Genomic DNA, 16,756 nt, shown 5'->3' with positions numbered 1-16,756 from the left:
CTTCCCGTGGCAGACCGCACACCCCCGCTCCGGGTCGAGGAACTGCACGCCCTCGTCGCGGGCGGCGAGATCGACACGGTCGTCCTGGCCTTCCCCGACATGCAGGGGCGGCTCCAGGGCAAGCGGTTCGCCGCCCGCTTCTTCCTCGACGAGGTCCTGGAGCACGGCACCGAGGGCTGCAACTACCTTCTCGCCGTCGACACCGAGATGAACACCGTCGAGGGCTACACCATGTCCTCCTGGGACCGGGGCTACGGCGACTTCGCCATGCGCCCCGACCCGAGCACCCTGCGGCGCGTCCCCTGGAACGAGGGCACCGCCCTGCTCATCGCGGACCTCGCCTGGAACGACGGCTCACCCGTGGTGGCCGCTCCCCGCCAGATCCTGCGCCGCCAGCTCGACCGGCTGGCCGCCCTCGGCTACACCGCGCAGGCCGGCACGGAACTCGAGTTCATCGTCTTCAAGGACACCTACGAGCAGGCCTGGAACGCCCACTACCGGGGCCTGACGCCCGCCAACCAGTACAACATCGACTACTCGGTCCTCGGCACCGGCCGGATCGAGCCGCTGCTGCGCCGCATCCGTAACGAGATGCAGGCCGCGGGGCTGACCGTCGAGTCGGCCAAGGGCGAGTGCAACCCCGGCCAGCACGAGATCGTCTTCAGGTACGACGAGGCACTCGTCACCTGCGACCAGCACGCCGTCTACAAGACCGGGGCCAAGGAGATCGCCGCCCAGGAGGGCGTCTCGCTCACCTTCATGGCCAAGTACGACGAGCGCGAGGGCAACTCCTGTCACATCCACCTCTCGCTCACCGGCGAGAACGGCGACAGCGTCATGGCCGGGGACGGGCCCGGCGGCATGTCGCAGGTCATGCGGCACTTCCTCGCCGGCCAGCTGGCCGCGCTCAGGGACTTCTCGCTGCTCTACGCCCCCAACATCAACTCGTACAAGCGGTTCCAGCCCGGCTCCTTCGCGCCGACCGCCGTCGCCTGGGGCCACGACAACCGCACCTGCGCCCTCCGCGTCGTCGGCCACGGCCGCTCCCTGCGGTTCGAGAACCGGCTGCCGGGCGGAGACGTCAACCCGCATCTGGCCGTCGCCGGACTCGTCGCGGCCGGCCTGTACGGCATCGAGCACGAGCTGGAGCTGCCGCCGGCGTGCACGGGCAACGCGTACGCCGGCGAGTACGAGCACGTCCCCACCACCCTGCGCGAGGCCGCCGAACTCTGGGACAACAGCCCCATCGCCCGCGCCGCCTTCGGCGACGAGGTGGTCGCGCACTACCGCAACATGGCGCGCGTCGAGCTGGACGCCTTCGACGCCGCGGTGACCGACTGGGAGCTGCGCCGCTCCTTCGAACGCATGTGAGGCCTTCCTTGTCCGACCACCACACAGGCGAGGACACGCTCCAGGTCCTCGATCCCGCGACGGGCGAGGCCGTCGCCACCGTCCCGGCCGCCACACCCGAGGACGTCGACGCGGCCGTCGCCCGGGCGGCCCGGGCGCAGACCCGCTGGGCCGCCCTCGCGCCCGGCGAACGGGCCCGGCTGCTGCGCCGGTTCGCCGTCGTCGTCGACGAACACGTGGAGGAGCTGGCCCGGCTGGAGGTCCGCGAGGCCGGGCACCTCCTCGGCAACGCCCGATGGGAGGCGGGCAACGTCCGCGACCTCCTCGACTACGCGGCCGGGGGAGTCGAGCGGCTGACGGGCCGACAGATCCCGGTCCACGGCGGTCTCGACGTCACGATCCTCGAACCGATCGGCGTCGTCGGCGTCATCGCGCCGTGGAACTTCCCGATGCCCATCGCCGCCTGGGGCGCGGCACCCGCCCTCGCCGCGGGCAACGCGGTCGTCCTCAAACCCGCCGAGACCACACCGCTGACCGCCCTGCGCCTGGCCGAACTCGCCCTGGACGCAGGCCTCCCCGAGCACCTCTTCCAGGTCCTGCCCGGCGCGGGCCCGGTCACCGGCAACGCCCTGGTCGAGCACCCGGACGTCGCCAAGATCGTCTTCACCGGGTCGACGGCCGTGGGCAGACAGGTGTGGGCGAAGGGCGCAGCCCGTCTCAAGCGCGTCACCCTCGAACTCGGCGGCAAGAGCCCCAACATCGTCTTCGCCGACGCCGACATCGAGGCCGCCGCGGCCTCCACCCCCATGTCCTTCCTCGACAACTCCGGCCAGGACTGCTGCGCCCGCACCCGCATCCTCGTCCAGCGTTCCGTCCACGACCGTTTCCTCGAACTCCTCGCCCCCGCGATCGAGTCCGTCGTCGTCGGCGACCCGGCCGACGAGCGGACCGCGATGGGCCCGCTGATCTCCCGCGCCCAACTGGACCGCGTGCGCTCGTACGTGTCCGACGACGCGCCCGGCATCCGCGGCAAGGCGCCCGAGGGACCCGGCTTCTGGTTCCCGCCCACCGTCCTCACCGGCGTCGCACCGGACGCCCGCGTGGCCGTCGAGGAGGTCTTCGGGCCGGTCGCCGTCGTCCTCCCCTTCGAGGACGAGGCCGACGCGATCCGCCTCGCCAACGCCACCGAGTACGGCCTCGCCGGGTCCGTCTGGACGCGGGACGTCGGCCGGGCGCTGCGCGTCTGCGGAGCCGTCCGCGCCGGGAACCTGTCCGTCAACTCCCACTCCAGCGTCCGCTACTGGACCCCCTTCGGCGGTTTCAAGCAGTCGGGCATCGGCCGTGAACTCGGCCCCGACGCGCTCACCGCCTTCACCGAGACGAAGAACGTCTTCATCAGCACGGAGGGCCCCGCACAGTGACACCAGACCCCATCTGCCGCCGTCTCGTCGGCCGCACCGCCGTCGTCACCGGCGCCGGCAGCGGCATCGGCCTCGCCACCGCACGCCGGCTCGCCTCCGAGGGGGCCCACGTCGTCTGCGGCGACGTGGACGAGACCCGTGGCCGGGCGGCCGCCGAGGAGGCCGGCGGGATCTTCGTGAAGGTCGACGTCACCGACGCCGACCAGGTCGAGGCGCTGTTCCAGGCGGCCCACGACACCTACGGCTCCGTCGACGTCGCCTTCAACAACGCGGGCATCTCGCCGCCCGACGACGACTCCATCCTGGAGACCGGCCTGGAGGCCTGGAAGCGGGTCCAGGAGGTCAACCTCACCTCCGTCTTCCTGTGCTGCAAGGCCGCCCTCCCCTACATGCGCCGCCAGGGCAGGGGATCCATCATCAACACGGCGTCCTTCGTGGCCCGGATGGGCGCGGCGACCTCGCAGATCTCGTACACCGCGTCCAAGGGCGGCGTCCTCGCCATGTCCCGCGAACTGGGCGTGCAGTTCGCCCGCGAGGGCATCCGGGTCAACGCCCTGTGCCCGGGCCCGGTCAACACCCCGCTCCTGCGGGAACTGTTCGCCAAGGACCCGGAGCGGGCCGCGCGCCGGCTCGTGCACATCCCGGTCGGACGTTTCGCGGAGGCGGACGAGATCGCCGCGGCGGTCGCGTTCCTCGCCAGCGACGACTCCTCCTTCGTGAACGCCACCGACTTCCTGGTCGACGGCGGAATCTCGGGGGCGTACGTCACGCCTCTCTAGCGGGGAAGCCGGGCCGGTGTACGGTCCACGTTCCATGCGATACCGACGCGTCCTCGCGTGGACCACGGTCGTGGCAGCCGCCCTGGCGGCCGCGCCCGCCGCCGCACCGGCCGAACGGCGTCCGTCCTGCCCGCGGCTCTCCCAGCGGCTCGACTGGTACGGCGACAACCGCGCCCACCTCCAGCAGGTCGTCGACGAGCGCGGCAGCTGCGCCGGGCGCGGCGGCCGCCCCGTCGCCGTCTTCGACTGGGACAACACCGTCACCAGGAACGACGTCACCGACGCGACGATCTCCTGGGCCCTGCGCCACGACCAGATCCTGCGCCCGGCGAGCTGGCGCGACACCAGCGCGTGGCTCACGGACGCGGCCGGCACCGCCCTCACCGACGCCTGCGGCACCGACGTGCCGGTGGGCGCACCCCTGCCGACGTCCACCCGACCCCGCTGCACCGACGAGATCCTCGAGATCCGCGAGAACGGCAGGACGGTGAGCGGCGCCGCCGCCTTCGCCGGGCAGTGGAACCACCGGCGCACCGTCCCGCAGTACGCGTGGGTGCCCCGGCTGTTCGCCGGGCACACCGTCGCCGAACTCTCCTCGTACGCCCGCGAGGCGCGCGCGGAGGCCCTGGCGGCACCCCTGGGCGCGACCCGCACCCTCGGCACCCACACCGTCCCGGCGTACGTGCGCTACTACGACCAGCAGCGCGACCTGATCGGCACCCTGCGGCGGGCCGGATTCGACGTCTACATCGTCTCCGCCGGTTCCGAACCCGTGACCGAGGTCTGGGCGCGGGGTGTCGGCATCGACGCCCGGCACACCGTCGCCATCCGGTCGGTCCTCGACCGGCGGGGCCGGATCACCACCCGGAACCAGGGCTGCGGCGGCGTACCGGTGAACCGCGGAGAGGCCATCCCCTACATCGACGGCAAGCGGTGCTGGATCAACCAGCAGATCTACGGTGTCGATGGCGCGGCTGCCTGGGACCGGCAGGACCGGCGGCACCGCCCCGCGATCGCCGGCGGTGACGCCGACACCGACGTCACCTTCGTGGCCGACGCCACCGGCGCGCACCTCGTCCTCAACCGCAACAAGAGCGAGATCATGTGCCGGGCGTACGACGACGCCGACGGGCGCTGGCTGGTGAACCCGATGTTCATCGACCCGCTGCCGCCGAAGCCGGACCCCTACCCGTGCTCGACCGGCGCGTACAACGCACCCGACGGCAGCAGGGCGCCCGTCCGGCGTGCCGACGGCTCCGTCGTGCCCGACCGGCCGGACACCGTCCACTGAACCCGCCCCGTGTACTGGTGTTCGCGTGACGTCCTAGAGTGCCGGGATGAGCACGACGCCCCCGCCCGGCTGGTACCGCGACCCGTCCTACCCGCTCACCGAGCGCTGGTGGGACGGGACCGCGTGGACCGACCACCGGCGTCAGCCCGAGGCGGCGCCCCGCCCCCCGGAGCCGCCGCGGCCCGCCGCCGGTGACTCCCGGCGCGCGAAGGCCGTCACGCTCACCGTGGCCGGGGCCGTCCTCGTCGCCTCGGTCGTGACGGGCGCCGTGCTCCTCGACCGGGACGACGACGGCGACCGTACGCAGACGCGGACCGCGCCCGGGGGTTCCTCACCCGCGCCCCGGCCGACCGTCACCGCGTCGGCCTCCGGCCGCCCGTCCGAGGACCCGTCCGTGGTCGTGGACGAACTCAACGGCATCACACTGCCGTTGGCCGACGGCTGGGTCAGAGCGGAGAACGTGGCCGAGGACGACGTCGTCATGACCACACCGGGGACGTACGACTGCCCCGGCGATCCCGGCCTGTGCCGTCACGGCAGGGTCTCCTCCCGCACGGTCACGGCCAACGACGAGAAGTCCCCGAGGGCGCTCGCCGAGAACGACATCGAGGACGCGGCGAACAGCGCCTACGACCGCGACCTGCTCGACGCCCGTCCCTACCGGGGCATCACCTCGCACCGGCTGGTGAAGGCCGGCTCGGTCGCCGTCGCGGGCCGCGCCGGGTACTTCGTGCGCTGGCGGGTCAGGACCGGGGTGGGACCCGGCGGTTACGTCGAGTCGCTCGCCTTCCCCTCCAGCGTCGGCTCCCAGTCGCCGGTCATCGTCCGCTTCGCCTTCGACGCCGGGGACGGGGGGCCGCCCGTGTCCGACATGGACAGGATCACCGAGGGGATCCGTCCGGTCGGGGACGCGGACACCGGCGGGGGAGTGGGCAGCAGCATCGGGCCGCCCGGCCGGTAGGCGGCCCCGCCGGGCCCCGGCACCCGGCGCGGCAGGGGCGCGCGGACGCCCGGGCGGGCGAACCCCGCGAGCGGGGCCCCACCGGGTCAGAGGAAGGTCCGGCCCTCACCGCGGTACGTCGGGACGGCCGCCGTCACGGCGTCGCCCTCCACCAGGTGCAGCGTGTCGAACCGCTCGCACAGCTCGCCCGCCTTGGCGTGCCGGAACCACACCTTGTCCCCGATGAGCAGGTCGTCCGCCGGGGAGCCCAGCAGCGGCGTCTGCACCTCGCCCGGTCCCTCCTGCGGGTCGTACCTCAGCCCCTCGGGGAGGTGAGGCACCGGCAGCCGGTCGCGGCCGGGGGCGCCCGACGCCGGATATCCGCCGCCCAGCACCGTGACGACCCCGACGCCCGGCCTGCGGACGACCGGCTGGGCGAACAGGGCCGCCGGACGGCCGGTGAACGACGTGTAGTTGTCGAAGAGCCGCGGCACGTACAGTCCCGACCCGGCGGCGATCTCGGTCACCGCGTCCTCGGCCGCGGTGTGCTGCACACTGCCCGTGCCGCCGCCGTTGACGAACTCCAGGCCCGGCGCGACGGCCCGCACCGCGCGCACCACGTCGGCACGGCGCTGCGCCAACTCCCTGCGGGCCGCGGCCTGCATGAGCCGGATGGCGCGCGAGCGCACGGGACGCCCGGCGAGCGAGTCGCCCACGCCGGCGATGTGCCCCTCGTACGCCATGATGCCCACCAGCTCGAAGCCGGGCCGCCGGACCACCGAGCGGGCCAACTCGGCGACCTGGGCCGCCGAGTACAGCGGGGAACGGAGGGCACCGACCCTGACCCGGCCGCCGAGCAGTCGGAACGACGTGTCCAACTCAAGGCAGACCCGGACGACTTCGGTGCCGCCCTGCCGTGCCGCGTCGATCAGGGCGAGCTGGGCGGGGTCGTCGATCATGACGGTGACGGCCGCCGCGAGCTTGGGGTCGCCGGTCAGCTCGGCGTAACCCGCGCGGTCGGCCGAGGGGTAGGCGAGCAGGACGTCGTCGAAGCCGGAGCGCGCGAGCCACAGGGACTCGGCGAGGGTGAAGGACATGAGGCCCGCGAATCCGTCGCGGCCGAGGACCCGTTCCAGCAGGGCACGGCAGCGCACGGACTTGCTGGCGAGCCGGATCGGTTTGCCGGCGGCGCGGCGGACGAGGTCGTCGGCGTTCGCGTCGAAGGCCTCCAGGTCCACGATCGCGACAGGGGCGTCGAGGTGAGCGGTGGCCCGGTCGTAGCGGGCCCGGTCTGCGGCGCGGGCAGTCATGAACGCAGCCTGCCAGACAGGATTACCGCAGGGTAGGGGGACGTTCCGGGCAGATGCCCCGGGCCTGCGTACTGGTTCCCGCCGGGCCCGGGTCAACCCGTAGAGTGACGCGCACGCAGGGAGGAACGACCTCGCCGGGCCGGTCGCGGCCGGGTGACGGTGCGTCCGCACGGGTATGCCTGCCCGGATCGGACGCAATCCTCTCCGCACGTGTGCAGCGACCCGCACGAACTCCGACGCGGGCCGACGGCCCGGGACGAGGAACGGGGGGTGCATGAGCACGGAAGCGCGCCGCGCGTCCATTCCGCCGCGCCCGCCGTCCCCTCCCGGCGAGGACTTCACCGCCGACGACACCCCGGCACCGCGGCCCGGCCACGCCTCCGCGCCCGCCGTCCCACCGGTGCCCCCGCACCGCCCCCCGACGGCCCTTCCGCCCCGGCCCCCGTACGAGCCGCGGCGGCCGATGCCGGCCCCCGGCGAGCTGCGACCCGGGCAGCGCACGCCTGCCTCCGAGGCGGAGGCGGCTGCCGCTGTGCCCGCTACGGCGGGCCGGTCCCTCCACGAGTCCCAGCCGCCGGCACGGGTTCCCGGTGAGGGTCGGCCGGGGCGGACGCCTGCTCCGGAGCAGGCGTCCGCCTTCGCGTCCGGCACAGTGACTTCGCCGGAGCAGGCGCAGCCGTCCGTCCCCGCGAGGACCCCGGGAGGCGACCCTGCCGCCGGCTGGTTCGACGGGCCGGGGCACCGGCGGCCGGCGGCCCCCGCCCGCCCGACGCCCGCCCCGGGCAGGGCGACCCCGCAGGAGGGCCCCGGCAGGACCCCGGGAGAACCCGCGCACTCCCGACGCCGCGCGTGGGCGGACGAGCCGAGGGTGCCGACGGGACGCACGGAGCCCCGGCGGCACGTCCGCCCGGTGCCCCCGGCGGACGTGCCGCCGGCGCCCCGGAGCCGTCCGGAGGCACCGGCCACCGGCGCCGCGTCGGCCCCGCCCCCGCCACCGGCCTCGGCCCGCTTCCCCGACGCGCCGCCCGCCGGCACTCCGGGGACGGGCACCGGCACCGGCGACTTCCGCGGGCACGGCACCCCGGCCCGCCCGGCGGAACCGCCCCGTCGCACCGCCGTACCCGAGGAGACCTCGGGCGAGACCACAAGGCGGCTGCGCCCCGTGCGCGACGAGGTCCTCCGCGAGGCCCCGACCCCGCGCCCCTTCGTGTCGTTCGGGCAGCCCGAGACGTACGACGACTCCGCGCGCCCGGCGGGCCGGCGGACCCGGCCCCGCGCCCTCGCGGCCGCCGCCTGCGTCGTCCTCGGCCTCGGGCTCATCGGCGGCGCGGCCACCGGCAGCTGGCTGACCGGGGACAGCGCCGCGGAGGCCGGATCGCCGGGCGCCTTCGCGGCGGCCGGCGGCATGTGGCACAGCGTCCCCGTCGACCGGCTCTTCCCGCCCACCGTGAACGGCGAGGGCGCGGGACCCGGCGGCGCCGACCGGACCTGGACGCGGATAGGCGTCGCGCCCGACGGCGGCTGCGCGGACGCCTTCGACCCGCTGCTGCGCAAGGCCCTCGCCCCCGCCGGCTGCCTGCGGCTCCTGCGCGCCACCTACACGGACGCGACCCGCAGCCACGTCACCACCGTCGGACTGCTGTTCACCAAGGCGGACGCCGCTGCCATGACCTCCCTGAAGAACCGCTTCCGGCGGGAGGGACTCGACCGGCGCACCGACCTCATGCCCCGCTCGTACGCCCCGAAGAACACCCTCGCCGCGGGCTTCGGCGATGCGCAGCGCGCGTCCTGGACGGTGTCGGTCCTCACCGACGCCCCCGTGGTCGTCTTCGCCGTCTCCGGTTTCGCCGACGGCCGCACCGTCGCGACCCCGCAGCCCGCCGCGGACGCCACCGGGTCCGGCGCCACCACGGCCCCCGCCCAGGCGGGCCTCGGCCACGAGGCACAGGGCCTCGCCGACCGCGTCGAGCGCAGCCTGCGCAAGAGGGTCGCCCCGGCGACGGAGAGCCCGTCATGAACCACCGCCTGGGTGCCCGGCTCCTCATGGTGCTCCTCGCCGGCTCCCTGGCCGTGCTGCCCGCCACGAGTGCCCATGCCGACGGCATCCGCGCCCAGCAGTGGGCCCTCGACGCCCTGCACACCGAACAGGCCTGGCGCACGACCAGGGGCGCGGGCATCACCGTCGCCGTCCTCGACACCGGCGTCGACGCCGAGCACCCGGACCTGGCCGGCAACGTCCTCACCGGCAAGGACATGGTCGGCTTCGGCGCCCGCCGCGGCGACCGCGCCTGGGCCAGGCACGGCACCGCCATGGCCGGGATCATCGCCGGCCACGGACACGGCACGGGCAACGGCGACGGCGTCATGGGCATCGCCCCCGAGGCGAGGATCCTCCCCGTCCGGGTCATCCTCGAGGACGGCGACTCGGCTCGCGGCAAGGCCCGCAACACCCGCGGCAACGCCCTAGCCGAGGGCATCCGCTGGGCCGCCGACCACGACGCCGACGTCATCAACCTGTCCCTGGGCGACGACTCCAAGTCCGCCCACCCCGAGCCCGCCGAGGACGAGGCGGTCCAGTACGCGCTCGACAAGGGCGCCGTGGTGGTCGCCTCGGCCGGCAACGGCGGCGAGAAGGGCGACCACATATCGTATCCCGCGGCGTATCCCGGCGTGATCGCCGCCACCGCCGTCGACCGGGTCGGCGCCCGCGCATCCTTCTCCACCCGCCGCTGGTACGCCACCGTCAGCGCCCCCGGCGTCGACGTCGTGATCGCCGACCCCGACGACAAGTACTACGAGGGCTGGGGCACCAGCGCCGCCTCCGCCTTCGTCTCCGGGGCCGTCGCCCTGGTCCGGGCCGCGCACCCGGGCCTCGCCCCCGCCCAGATCAAACAGCTCCTGGAGGACACCGCCCGCAACACCCCCGCCGGCGGCCGCGACGACTCCCGCGGCTTCGGCTTCGTCGACCCCGCCGCCGCCATCGAGGCGGGCGGCCGGCTCGCACCGGAGGGACTGCGCCCGGCGGCGTACGGCCAGGAGTACTTCGGGCCGGGTCCCGACGACGTCGCGGACGACGGCTCGGCAAGCTGGGTGGGGCCGCTCGCCGGCGCGCTCGGCGCGGCACTGCTCGCCGCATCGGTCGTCCTGTGGCGCGGACGCAGGGGCTCGCGTGGGTACGACGCCTAGTACGGGCAGCGTCCGGCCGCGACGGCTGGGGGGCGTCCGGGTACGGCGTCTGGCTACGGGGACACCGCGCCCCGCGCCCCGCGCTACGCGTCCGTGTCCCGGATCGCGGAGACCGCCGCCTTCGCCGCCGCCTCCACCAGCGCGACACCCCTGGCCTTCGTCGTGCTGCCGCACGACAGCACCGCCACCAGCCGGTCGCGCCCGTCGACCGTGATCCGTCCGATGCTGTTGACGTCCCACAGTCCGGTCGTGCTGCGCGGCAGCCACCCGTTCTTCAGCGCCCACCCGGACTCGGGGACGGAGGCCGCCGCCGAGACACCCCAGCGCTGCCCCGTAGCTATCCGGCCCATCAGCGTCCGCAGATACGTCCGCGAGGCACTGCCGAGTTCCGAGTCGTCCCCGAACACCTGCCGCAGCAGGACGAGCTGGTCGGCCGCCGTGGTCCGCGTCAGCCCCCACAGGCCGCCGTCCCCGCCCGTCGTCCCGGTCAGCCCGAAGCGGCGGTTGGCGGCATCGAGACCGGCCGAGCCCCCGATGGCGTCCCACAGCGCCGTCGCGGACGCGTTGTCGCTGTCCTCGATCATCGCGGTGGCGTACGTCCGCTCCCGCGCCGTCAGCCGCCGGTCCGCGTCCTGCGCCTGGAGCAGCAGCGCCGCGAGGATGTCCACCTTGACGATGCTGGCCGTGTCGAAGGCGCCGTCCCCGTACGCCGCGCCCGCACCGGACGCCATGTCCAGCACGGCGACCGAGACGTCGGCACCGTCCTCGACGGTCACCGACCGCATGGCCCCGGCCAGGAGTGCGTCCCGGTCCGCCGAGGGTTCCGACGCAACTGCCACCGACACCTCCTCACCGGTCGCCGGCGACGCCGTGGATGACGCCGAAGACGATACGACCCCGGCGTCTGCGTGCGCCTGGGCCTTCACGCGGGCGGTGCCCGCCGCCGTGGCACCCACCAGCACGGCGGACGCCAGCACGGTGCAGAGGAAGCGGCGGCGTCCGCCAGGCCGGACACGCGGGCGAGCTCTGTGGGAGTCCATGCCCGCGATGCTGGGCGCCGGGCCTGTGCACACCGTGGGACGGAAGTGAGACACGCGTCAGGGAAGACTGAGAAACACGTGAGCGCGCTCGCGCCGGGGGCGCCGGGGCCGCGGATTCCCGGCCCCACCCCACCGATAGGGTCGTGACCGTGGCGAACAAGAACATTCCCGACCCCGGCTTCTCCGACGACGACGGCTCCGCCGATCCCCGGCTCAGCGCGGCGCTCGCGGCCTGGGCCGAGGACCGCACCGCGGTGACCCCGGTCCTGGAGGCCCTCAAGGGCGCCCGGCTGCTCGTGCCCGTGGTGGCCGTCCTCGGCGAGGTCGAGCAGGACGAGAACGGGCTGCGCCACGAGAAGACCAGCGACATGGCGGTGCCGACCCTGAAGGCCGGGAACCGCACGGCCCTGCCCGCGTTCACCTCCACCGAGTCGCTCGCCCGCTGGGACCCGCAGGCCCGCCCCGTCGCCGTACCCCTGCACCAGGCGCTGCGGGCCGCGGCGCACGAGAAGGCCGACACGCTGCTGCTCGACCTCGCAGGACCGGTGCCCTACGAGCTGACCGGCCCCGCGCTGCTCGCGCTAGCGGAGGGGCGGACGACCACGGACCCGCTGCGCGACCCGGCCGTCGCCGAGGCGGTACGCACGGCGCTGGCCGCCGAGCCCGCCGTGCTCCGCGCGCACCTGGGGCCCGGCGGCGGGGACGGCACCCTCGCCCTCGTCCTCGACCCCTCCGCGGCGCCCGCCGGGGCCGTCCGCGCGATCGCCGGGCGGCTGGCGGCCGACGAGACACTAAGGGCCCGCCTGGTGCACGGTCTCGACCTGGCACTGGTGCCGGCCGAGGCTACGCTTCCGGGCGAGCCCCTGTACGTGCGGGACGCGTGAATCAGCCGTAGACCGGACCCGTGTACTTCTCGCCCGGGCCCTGGCCGGGCTCGTCCGGGACGAGCGACGCCTCGCGGAACGCCAGCTGGAGCGACTTCAGGCCGTCGCGCAGCGGCGCGGCGTGGAAGGAGCTGATCTCGGTCGCGCTCGCGTCGAGCAGTCCGGCCAGCGCGTGCACCAGCTTGCGCGCCTCGTCCAGGTCCTTGTGCTCCTCGCCCTCCTCCGTCAGACCGAGCTTCACGGCGGCGGCGCTCATCAGGTTGACGGCGACCGTCACGATCACCTCGACCGCGGGGACCTCCGCGATGTCGCGGGTCATGGTGTCGAAGTCGGGGTTCTGGGGAGGGGTGTCACTCATACCTCACACGATAGGTCCACGCCGGACGTGCTCCCGACGCCGCCCCCGCCGCCCCGGTTAGCCGTGCCCCGGCGGAGCTGCTAACCTTGTGTAACGACCGGTCGGACACTCCTGTGTTCCGGCCCACAAGTGGAGGCTCCGAACTCCCACCCGACCGTCCCCCGGGACGGCGGGTCACCCGGTCAGGCGGCCCCCATCGTTCCGTACGGACGATGGAGTCGCCCGAAGCGCGCCCCGCGGTTGACCGCGGCGGTGCTCCGGTAGTGCTTGGAGCCCCGCCTGTGTCCCGTCCGGGGCATTTTTCATGTCCCGCGATGGTTGGTCCCAGTGTCATCAGAGACATACGCGGCTGTCCGCCAGACCGCCGTGTGGTGCTACCGAGGAGGATCCATCAGCGCCGAGCCCCGCATCAACGACCGGATTCGCGTTCCCGAAGTGCGACTTGTCGGTCCTAGCGGCGAGCAGGTCGGGATTGTTCCGCTTGCCAAGGCCCTTGAGCTTGCTCAGGAGTACGACCTCGACCTGGTCGAGGTGGCGGCGACAGCTCGCCCGCCCGTCTGCAAGCTCATGGACTACGGGAAGTTCAAGTACGAGTCGGCCATGAAGGCCCGTGAGGCGCGCAAGAACCAGGCGCACACGGTCATCAAGGAGATGAAGCTCCGGCCGAAGATCGACCCGCACGACTATGACACGAAGAAGGGTCACGTCGTCCGGTTCCTCAAGCAGGGCGACAAGGTCAAGATCACGATCATGTTCCGTGGTCGCGAGCAGTCCCGGCCGGAGCTCGGCTACCGACTGCTGCAGCGTCTCGCTTCGGACGTCGAGGACCTCGGGTTCGTCGAGTCGAGCCCGAAGCAGGACGGCCGAAACATGATCATGGTTCTCGGCCCGCACAAGAAGAAGACCGAGGCGATGGCCGAGGCCCGCGAGGCCCAGGCGGCCCGCAAGGCGGAAGCGAAGGCCAATCCGGGCAAGTCGCAGAACGCCGCGGAGAGCGACATCGACGGTGAGGACCTCACCGACGACGTCGAGACCGACGAGGCTCCGGCCGAGGCACCCGCCGAGGCCTGATCCCAGGGCGACGGCCCCGGGGCACCCAGGACGAGAGTCCGGGGGGCCCAGGGACGGCAGTCCAGGGATGTCAATCCATACATATGACGTTCCGACGTGCCCGGTTTCGCGACCGGGCACCGGAGCGCCACTGACGAGGAGAGAACGGCGCTATGCCGAAGAACAAGTCGCACAGCGGTGCCAGCAAGCGCTTCAAGATCACCGGCTCCGGCAAGGTGCTCCGCGAGCGTGCCGGCAAGCGCCACCTGCTCGAGCACAAGTCGTCCCGACTGACGCGCCGCCTCACCGGCAACGCCGAGATGGCCCCGGGCGACGCCAAGAAGATCAAGAAGCTTCTCGGCAAGTGACGTACGGGCGCTCACGCGCCCCGCGTCTGGACCGGGACCCTATCGATTTCGGGCCGTGTGACCACATCCACGGCCCCGCTACAAGGAGTTAAAAAGTGGCACGCGTCAAGCGGGCAGTCAACGCCCACAAGAAGCGCCGGGCGATCCTCGAGGCGGCCTCCGGCTACCGCGGTCAGCGTTCGCGCCTGTACCGCAAGGCCAAGGAGCAGGTCACCCACTCCCTGGTCTACAACTACAACGACCGCAAGAAGCGCAAGGGCGACTTCCGTCGGCTGTGGATCCAGCGCATCAACGCTGCGGCCCGCCAGAACGGCATGACGTACAACCGCCTCATCCAGGGTCTGAACGCCGCCAACATCGAGGTGGACCGCAAGATCCTCGCCGAGCTGGCCGTCAACGACCCCAACGCGTTCGCCGCGCTCGTCGAGGTCGCGCAGAAGGCGCTGCCGTCGGACGTCAACGCGCCGAAGGCCGCCTGACACCTGGCGCTGGCGTGAGCCGGTAGTGCATCGGACCCGCAGGCCGTCACGGTCTGCGGGTCCGACTGCGTCCGGAGCCGCCGCGACCGCCCCGGGCGCGCCGGTCCGGCACCGCCGGGTTCACCGCCGCGGCCGGGAGACCCCGCACGGCCGGGGAAGACTCCGCACCCTCCATGAATCCCGAAGGTGAACCCATGCCCGCCGCCACCGAGTTGATCTCTCCGCGCTCGCCGCGTGTGTCCGCCGCCCGGCGGCTGGCCAGGCGGAACTTCCGGGGCAAGGAGCGGCTGTTCCTCGCCGAGGGGCCGCAGGCCGTGCGGGAGGCGGCGGCGCACCGGCCCGGCGGCGACGCCACCCTCGTGGAGCTGTTCGCCACCGTGGAGGCGGCCGACCGGTACGCCGACATCGTCGGGGACGCCCGGGCCGCGGGCGCCCGCCTGCACCTCGCCGACGAGGACGTGATCGCCGACATCTCGACCACCGTCACCCCGCAGGGGCTCGTCGGCGTCTGCCGGTTCCTCGACACCCCCTTCGAGGAGATCCTGGCCGGCCGGCCGAAGCTCGTCGCCGTACTGGCCCACGTGCGGGACCCGGGGAACGCCGGGACCGTCCTGCGCTGCGCGGACGCCGCCGGCGCCGAGGCCGTCGTACTCACCGACGCGTCCGTCGACCTGTACAACCCCAAGGCCGTACGGGCCTCGGTCGGCTCGCTGTTCCACCTGCCCGTCGCCGTCGGCGTGCCCGTGGAGCGGGCCGTCCAGGGGCTCAAGGACGCCGGGGTGCGCATCCTCGCCGCCGACGGGGCGGGAGAGGACGACCTCGACGACGAGCTGGACAAGGGGACCATGGGCGGGCCCACCGCCTGGGTGTTCGGGAACGAGGCCTGGGGGCTCCCGGAGGAGACCCGCGCACTGACGGACGCCGTGGTGCGCGTCCCGATCCACGGAAAGGCCGAGAGCCTGAACCTCGCCACCGCCGCGGCCGTATGTCTCTACGCGTCCGCCCGTGCACAGCGCGCCTCCGGAGGGTGCCGCTCCGTCACCGAGAGCTAGTAGGGTGACGGGCTCGGGGGCCCACTGCGCCGGACGAGAGGTGGGGTACGGGGATGGGTGTCGGCACGACGAGAGCACCGGGGGCACGGGACCTGCGCGGCACGCCCGCGGCCCGGCGCGGTGAACTCGCCGAACTGGGAGCCGAGCCGGGCATCGGCCCGGACGACCTGCCGGACGGACTCGTCGTCGCCGACGAGCACGGCCAGGTGATCTGCTTCAACGCCGCCGCCGCCCGGATCACCGCGGTGCCCGCCGCCGACGCCCTCGGGCGCCGGCTGGAGCGGGTCCTGCCGCTGGAGGACCTCGAAGGCCGCCGCTGGTGGCAGCTCACCGACCCGTACGGCGGCCTCGCCATCCGGGTCGGACAGCCCGAGCGGAACCTGCTGCTGCCCGGCGGGCGCGAAGTGCTGGTCTCCGCCCGCTACGTGCGTACCCGGCCCACCGGCCCCGTCCGCCGCGTCATCGTCTGCCTGCGGGACACCGAGGCCCGCCGCCGCACCGAGCGCAGTCACGCCGAGCTGATCGCCACCGTCGCCCACGAGCTGCGCTCCCCCCTCACCTCGGTCAAGGGGTTCACCGCGACCCTCCTCGCCAAATGGGAGCGCTTCACCGACGACCAGAAGAAGCTGATGCTGGAGACGGTGGACGCCGACGCGGACCGCGTGACCCGGCTCATCGCCGAACTGCTCGACATCTCCCGGATCGACTCCGGGCGCCTCGAAGTGCGCCGCCAGCCCGTCGACATCGGCGCCGCCGTCGGCCGCCACATCCAGGCGTACGTCGCGGCCGGCCAGCCCGCCGACCGTTTCCTGCTGCGGATCCGGCATCCGCTGCCCGACCTGTGGGCCGACCCCGACAAGGTCGACCAGGTGCTCAGCAACCTCCTGGAAAATGCCGTGCGCCACGGCGAGGGAACCGTCACCATCGACGTCACGCCCTCGGCGTCCCCGCGCGACCGCGCGGACGACGACGGCACGGCGTACGCAGCCACGTCGGTCACCGTGAGCGACGAGGGCACCGGCATCCCGGAGGAGTCCATGAACCGCGTCTTCACCCGCTTCTGGCGGGGCAGCAAGCGCGGCGGCACCGGGCTCGGGCTCTACATCGTCAAGGGCATCGTCGAGGCCCACGGCGGCACCATCACCGTCGGCCGCGCGCCCGGCGGCGGCGCCGAGTTCCGATTTACGCTGCCCGTGGGCACCCCGGCGTATCTCCTCTAGCGCCGCACGGGCCCCACGGGCGCAGCCG

General features: G+C 73.7%; 16 protein-coding genes. 13 read left to right on the top strand and 3 right to left on the bottom strand.

Annotation, left to right across the window (positions count from 1 at the left end; translation table 11 throughout):
* Nucleotides 1-6 precede the first annotated feature (6 nt).
* From ACFYP4_RS27535 to ACFYP4_RS27515, 5 genes are read left to right on the top strand one after another with little or no spacing between them, the layout of a single operon-like run.
* On the top strand, nucleotides 7-1,371 hold the full coding sequence (locus tag ACFYP4_RS27535) for a glutamine synthetase family protein (RefSeq protein WP_358855802.1): 1,365 nt from the start codon (nucleotides 7-9) through the stop codon (nucleotides 1,369-1,371).
* An 8-nt stretch (nucleotides 1,372-1,379) separates the two neighbouring features.
* Nucleotides 1,380-2,771 carry an aldehyde dehydrogenase family protein gene (locus tag ACFYP4_RS27530; protein WP_388788923.1) on the top strand — a complete coding sequence of 464 codons (1,392 nt, stop codon included), beginning with the start codon at nucleotides 1,380-1,382 and terminating at the stop codon, nucleotides 2,769-2,771.
* On the top strand, nucleotides 2,768-3,550 hold the full coding sequence (locus tag ACFYP4_RS27525) for a 3-oxoacyl-ACP reductase (protein WP_358855804.1): 783 nt from the start codon (nucleotides 2,768-2,770) through the stop codon (nucleotides 3,548-3,550). Before ACFYP4_RS27530 ends, ACFYP4_RS27525 begins: the two co-directional genes overlap by 4 nt.
* 34 nt (nucleotides 3,551-3,584) lie before the next feature.
* On the top strand, nucleotides 3,585-4,841 hold the full coding sequence (locus ACFYP4_RS27520) for a haloacid dehalogenase-like hydrolase (RefSeq protein ID WP_388788920.1): 1,257 nt from the start codon (nucleotides 3,585-3,587) through the stop codon (nucleotides 4,839-4,841).
* 46 nt (nucleotides 4,842-4,887) lie between these two features.
* Nucleotides 4,888-5,802 carry a DUF2510 domain-containing protein gene (locus ACFYP4_RS27515; protein WP_388788917.1) on the top strand — a complete coding sequence of 305 codons (915 nt, stop codon included), beginning with the start codon at nucleotides 4,888-4,890 and terminating at the stop codon, nucleotides 5,800-5,802.
* Nucleotides 5,803-5,888: 86 nt separating this feature from the next.
* Here ACFYP4_RS27515 and ACFYP4_RS27510 read toward each other — a convergent pair whose 3' ends face one another.
* Entirely contained in the window at nucleotides 5,889-7,091 is a 1,203-nt protein-coding gene (locus ACFYP4_RS27510; protein WP_358855807.1) for an amino acid deaminase/aldolase, read from the bottom strand.
* 1,207 nt (nucleotides 7,092-8,298) lie between these two features.
* On the opposite strand from ACFYP4_RS27510, the gene ACFYP4_RS27505 reads away from it, so the two are divergent.
* A complete protein-coding gene (locus tag ACFYP4_RS27505; protein WP_388789199.1) occupies nucleotides 8,299-9,108 on the top strand; it encodes a hypothetical protein in 810 nt (269 codons plus the stop codon).
* Nucleotides 9,105-10,277, top strand: coding sequence for a type VII secretion-associated serine protease mycosin (gene mycP, locus ACFYP4_RS27500; protein WP_388788914.1), 1,173 nt, complete (start codon nucleotides 9,105-9,107; stop codon nucleotides 10,275-10,277). Before ACFYP4_RS27505 ends, mycP begins: the two co-directional genes overlap by 4 nt.
* 83 nt (nucleotides 10,278-10,360) lie before the next feature.
* Here the strand turns inward: mycP and ACFYP4_RS27495 are convergent, their stop codons facing one another.
* Nucleotides 10,361-11,317, bottom strand: coding sequence for a hypothetical protein (locus ACFYP4_RS27495; RefSeq protein ID WP_388788911.1), 957 nt, complete (start codon nucleotides 11,315-11,317; stop codon nucleotides 10,361-10,363).
* A gap of 149 nt (nucleotides 11,318-11,466) precedes the next feature.
* On the opposite strand from ACFYP4_RS27495, the gene ACFYP4_RS27490 reads away from it, so the two are divergent.
* Nucleotides 11,467-12,201, top strand: coding sequence for an SseB family protein (locus tag ACFYP4_RS27490; RefSeq protein ID WP_358855981.1), 735 nt, complete (start codon nucleotides 11,467-11,469; stop codon nucleotides 12,199-12,201).
* Nucleotide 12,202: 1 nt separating this feature from the next.
* On the opposite strand, the gene ACFYP4_RS27485 is transcribed toward ACFYP4_RS27490, so the two are convergent.
* On the bottom strand, nucleotides 12,203-12,559 hold the full coding sequence (locus ACFYP4_RS27485; RefSeq protein WP_358855980.1) for a DUF1844 domain-containing protein: 357 nt from the start codon (nucleotides 12,557-12,559) through the stop codon (nucleotides 12,203-12,205).
* Nucleotides 12,560-12,925: 366 nt separating this feature from the next.
* Between ACFYP4_RS27485 and infC the strand changes: the two genes are divergently transcribed.
* The 5 genes from infC to ACFYP4_RS27460 all read left to right on the top strand — a co-directional run bounded on the left by infC (nucleotide 12,926) and on the right by ACFYP4_RS27460 (nucleotide 16,728).
* Entirely contained in the window at nucleotides 12,926-13,630 is a 705-nt protein-coding gene (gene infC, locus ACFYP4_RS27480) for a translation initiation factor IF-3 (RefSeq protein ID WP_358855985.1), read from the top strand.
* Nucleotides 13,631-13,782: 152 nt separating this feature from the next.
* The gene (rpmI, locus tag ACFYP4_RS27475; RefSeq protein WP_003947156.1) at nucleotides 13,783-13,977 is read left to right on the top strand and encodes a 50S ribosomal protein L35; all 195 of its coding nucleotides are present in this window, start codon (nucleotides 13,783-13,785) and stop codon (nucleotides 13,975-13,977) included.
* 95 nt (nucleotides 13,978-14,072) lie between these two features.
* Nucleotides 14,073-14,456: a 50S ribosomal protein L20 gene (gene rplT / locus ACFYP4_RS27470; protein WP_358855979.1), complete on the top strand. Its 384-nt coding sequence runs from the start codon at nucleotides 14,073-14,075 to the stop codon at nucleotides 14,454-14,456.
* A 194-nt stretch (nucleotides 14,457-14,650) separates the two neighbouring features.
* Nucleotides 14,651-15,508 (top strand): TrmH family RNA methyltransferase, encoded by an 858-nt coding sequence (locus tag ACFYP4_RS27465; protein ID WP_388788907.1) that lies wholly within the window; start codon nucleotides 14,651-14,653, stop codon nucleotides 15,506-15,508.
* A 53-nt stretch (nucleotides 15,509-15,561) separates the two neighbouring features.
* A complete protein-coding gene (locus ACFYP4_RS27460; RefSeq protein WP_358854683.1) occupies nucleotides 15,562-16,728 on the top strand; it encodes an ATP-binding protein in 1,167 nt (388 codons plus the stop codon).
* Nucleotides 16,729-16,756: the final 28 nt, after the last annotated feature.

The organism is Streptomyces sp. NPDC005551, assembly GCF_042871785.1.
Classification (GTDB): Bacteria; Actinomycetota; Actinomycetes; order Streptomycetales; family Streptomycetaceae; genus Streptomyces.
Note: the sequence above shows the minus strand (reverse complement) of the source record. Positions and strands in the feature narration are given on the sequence as shown.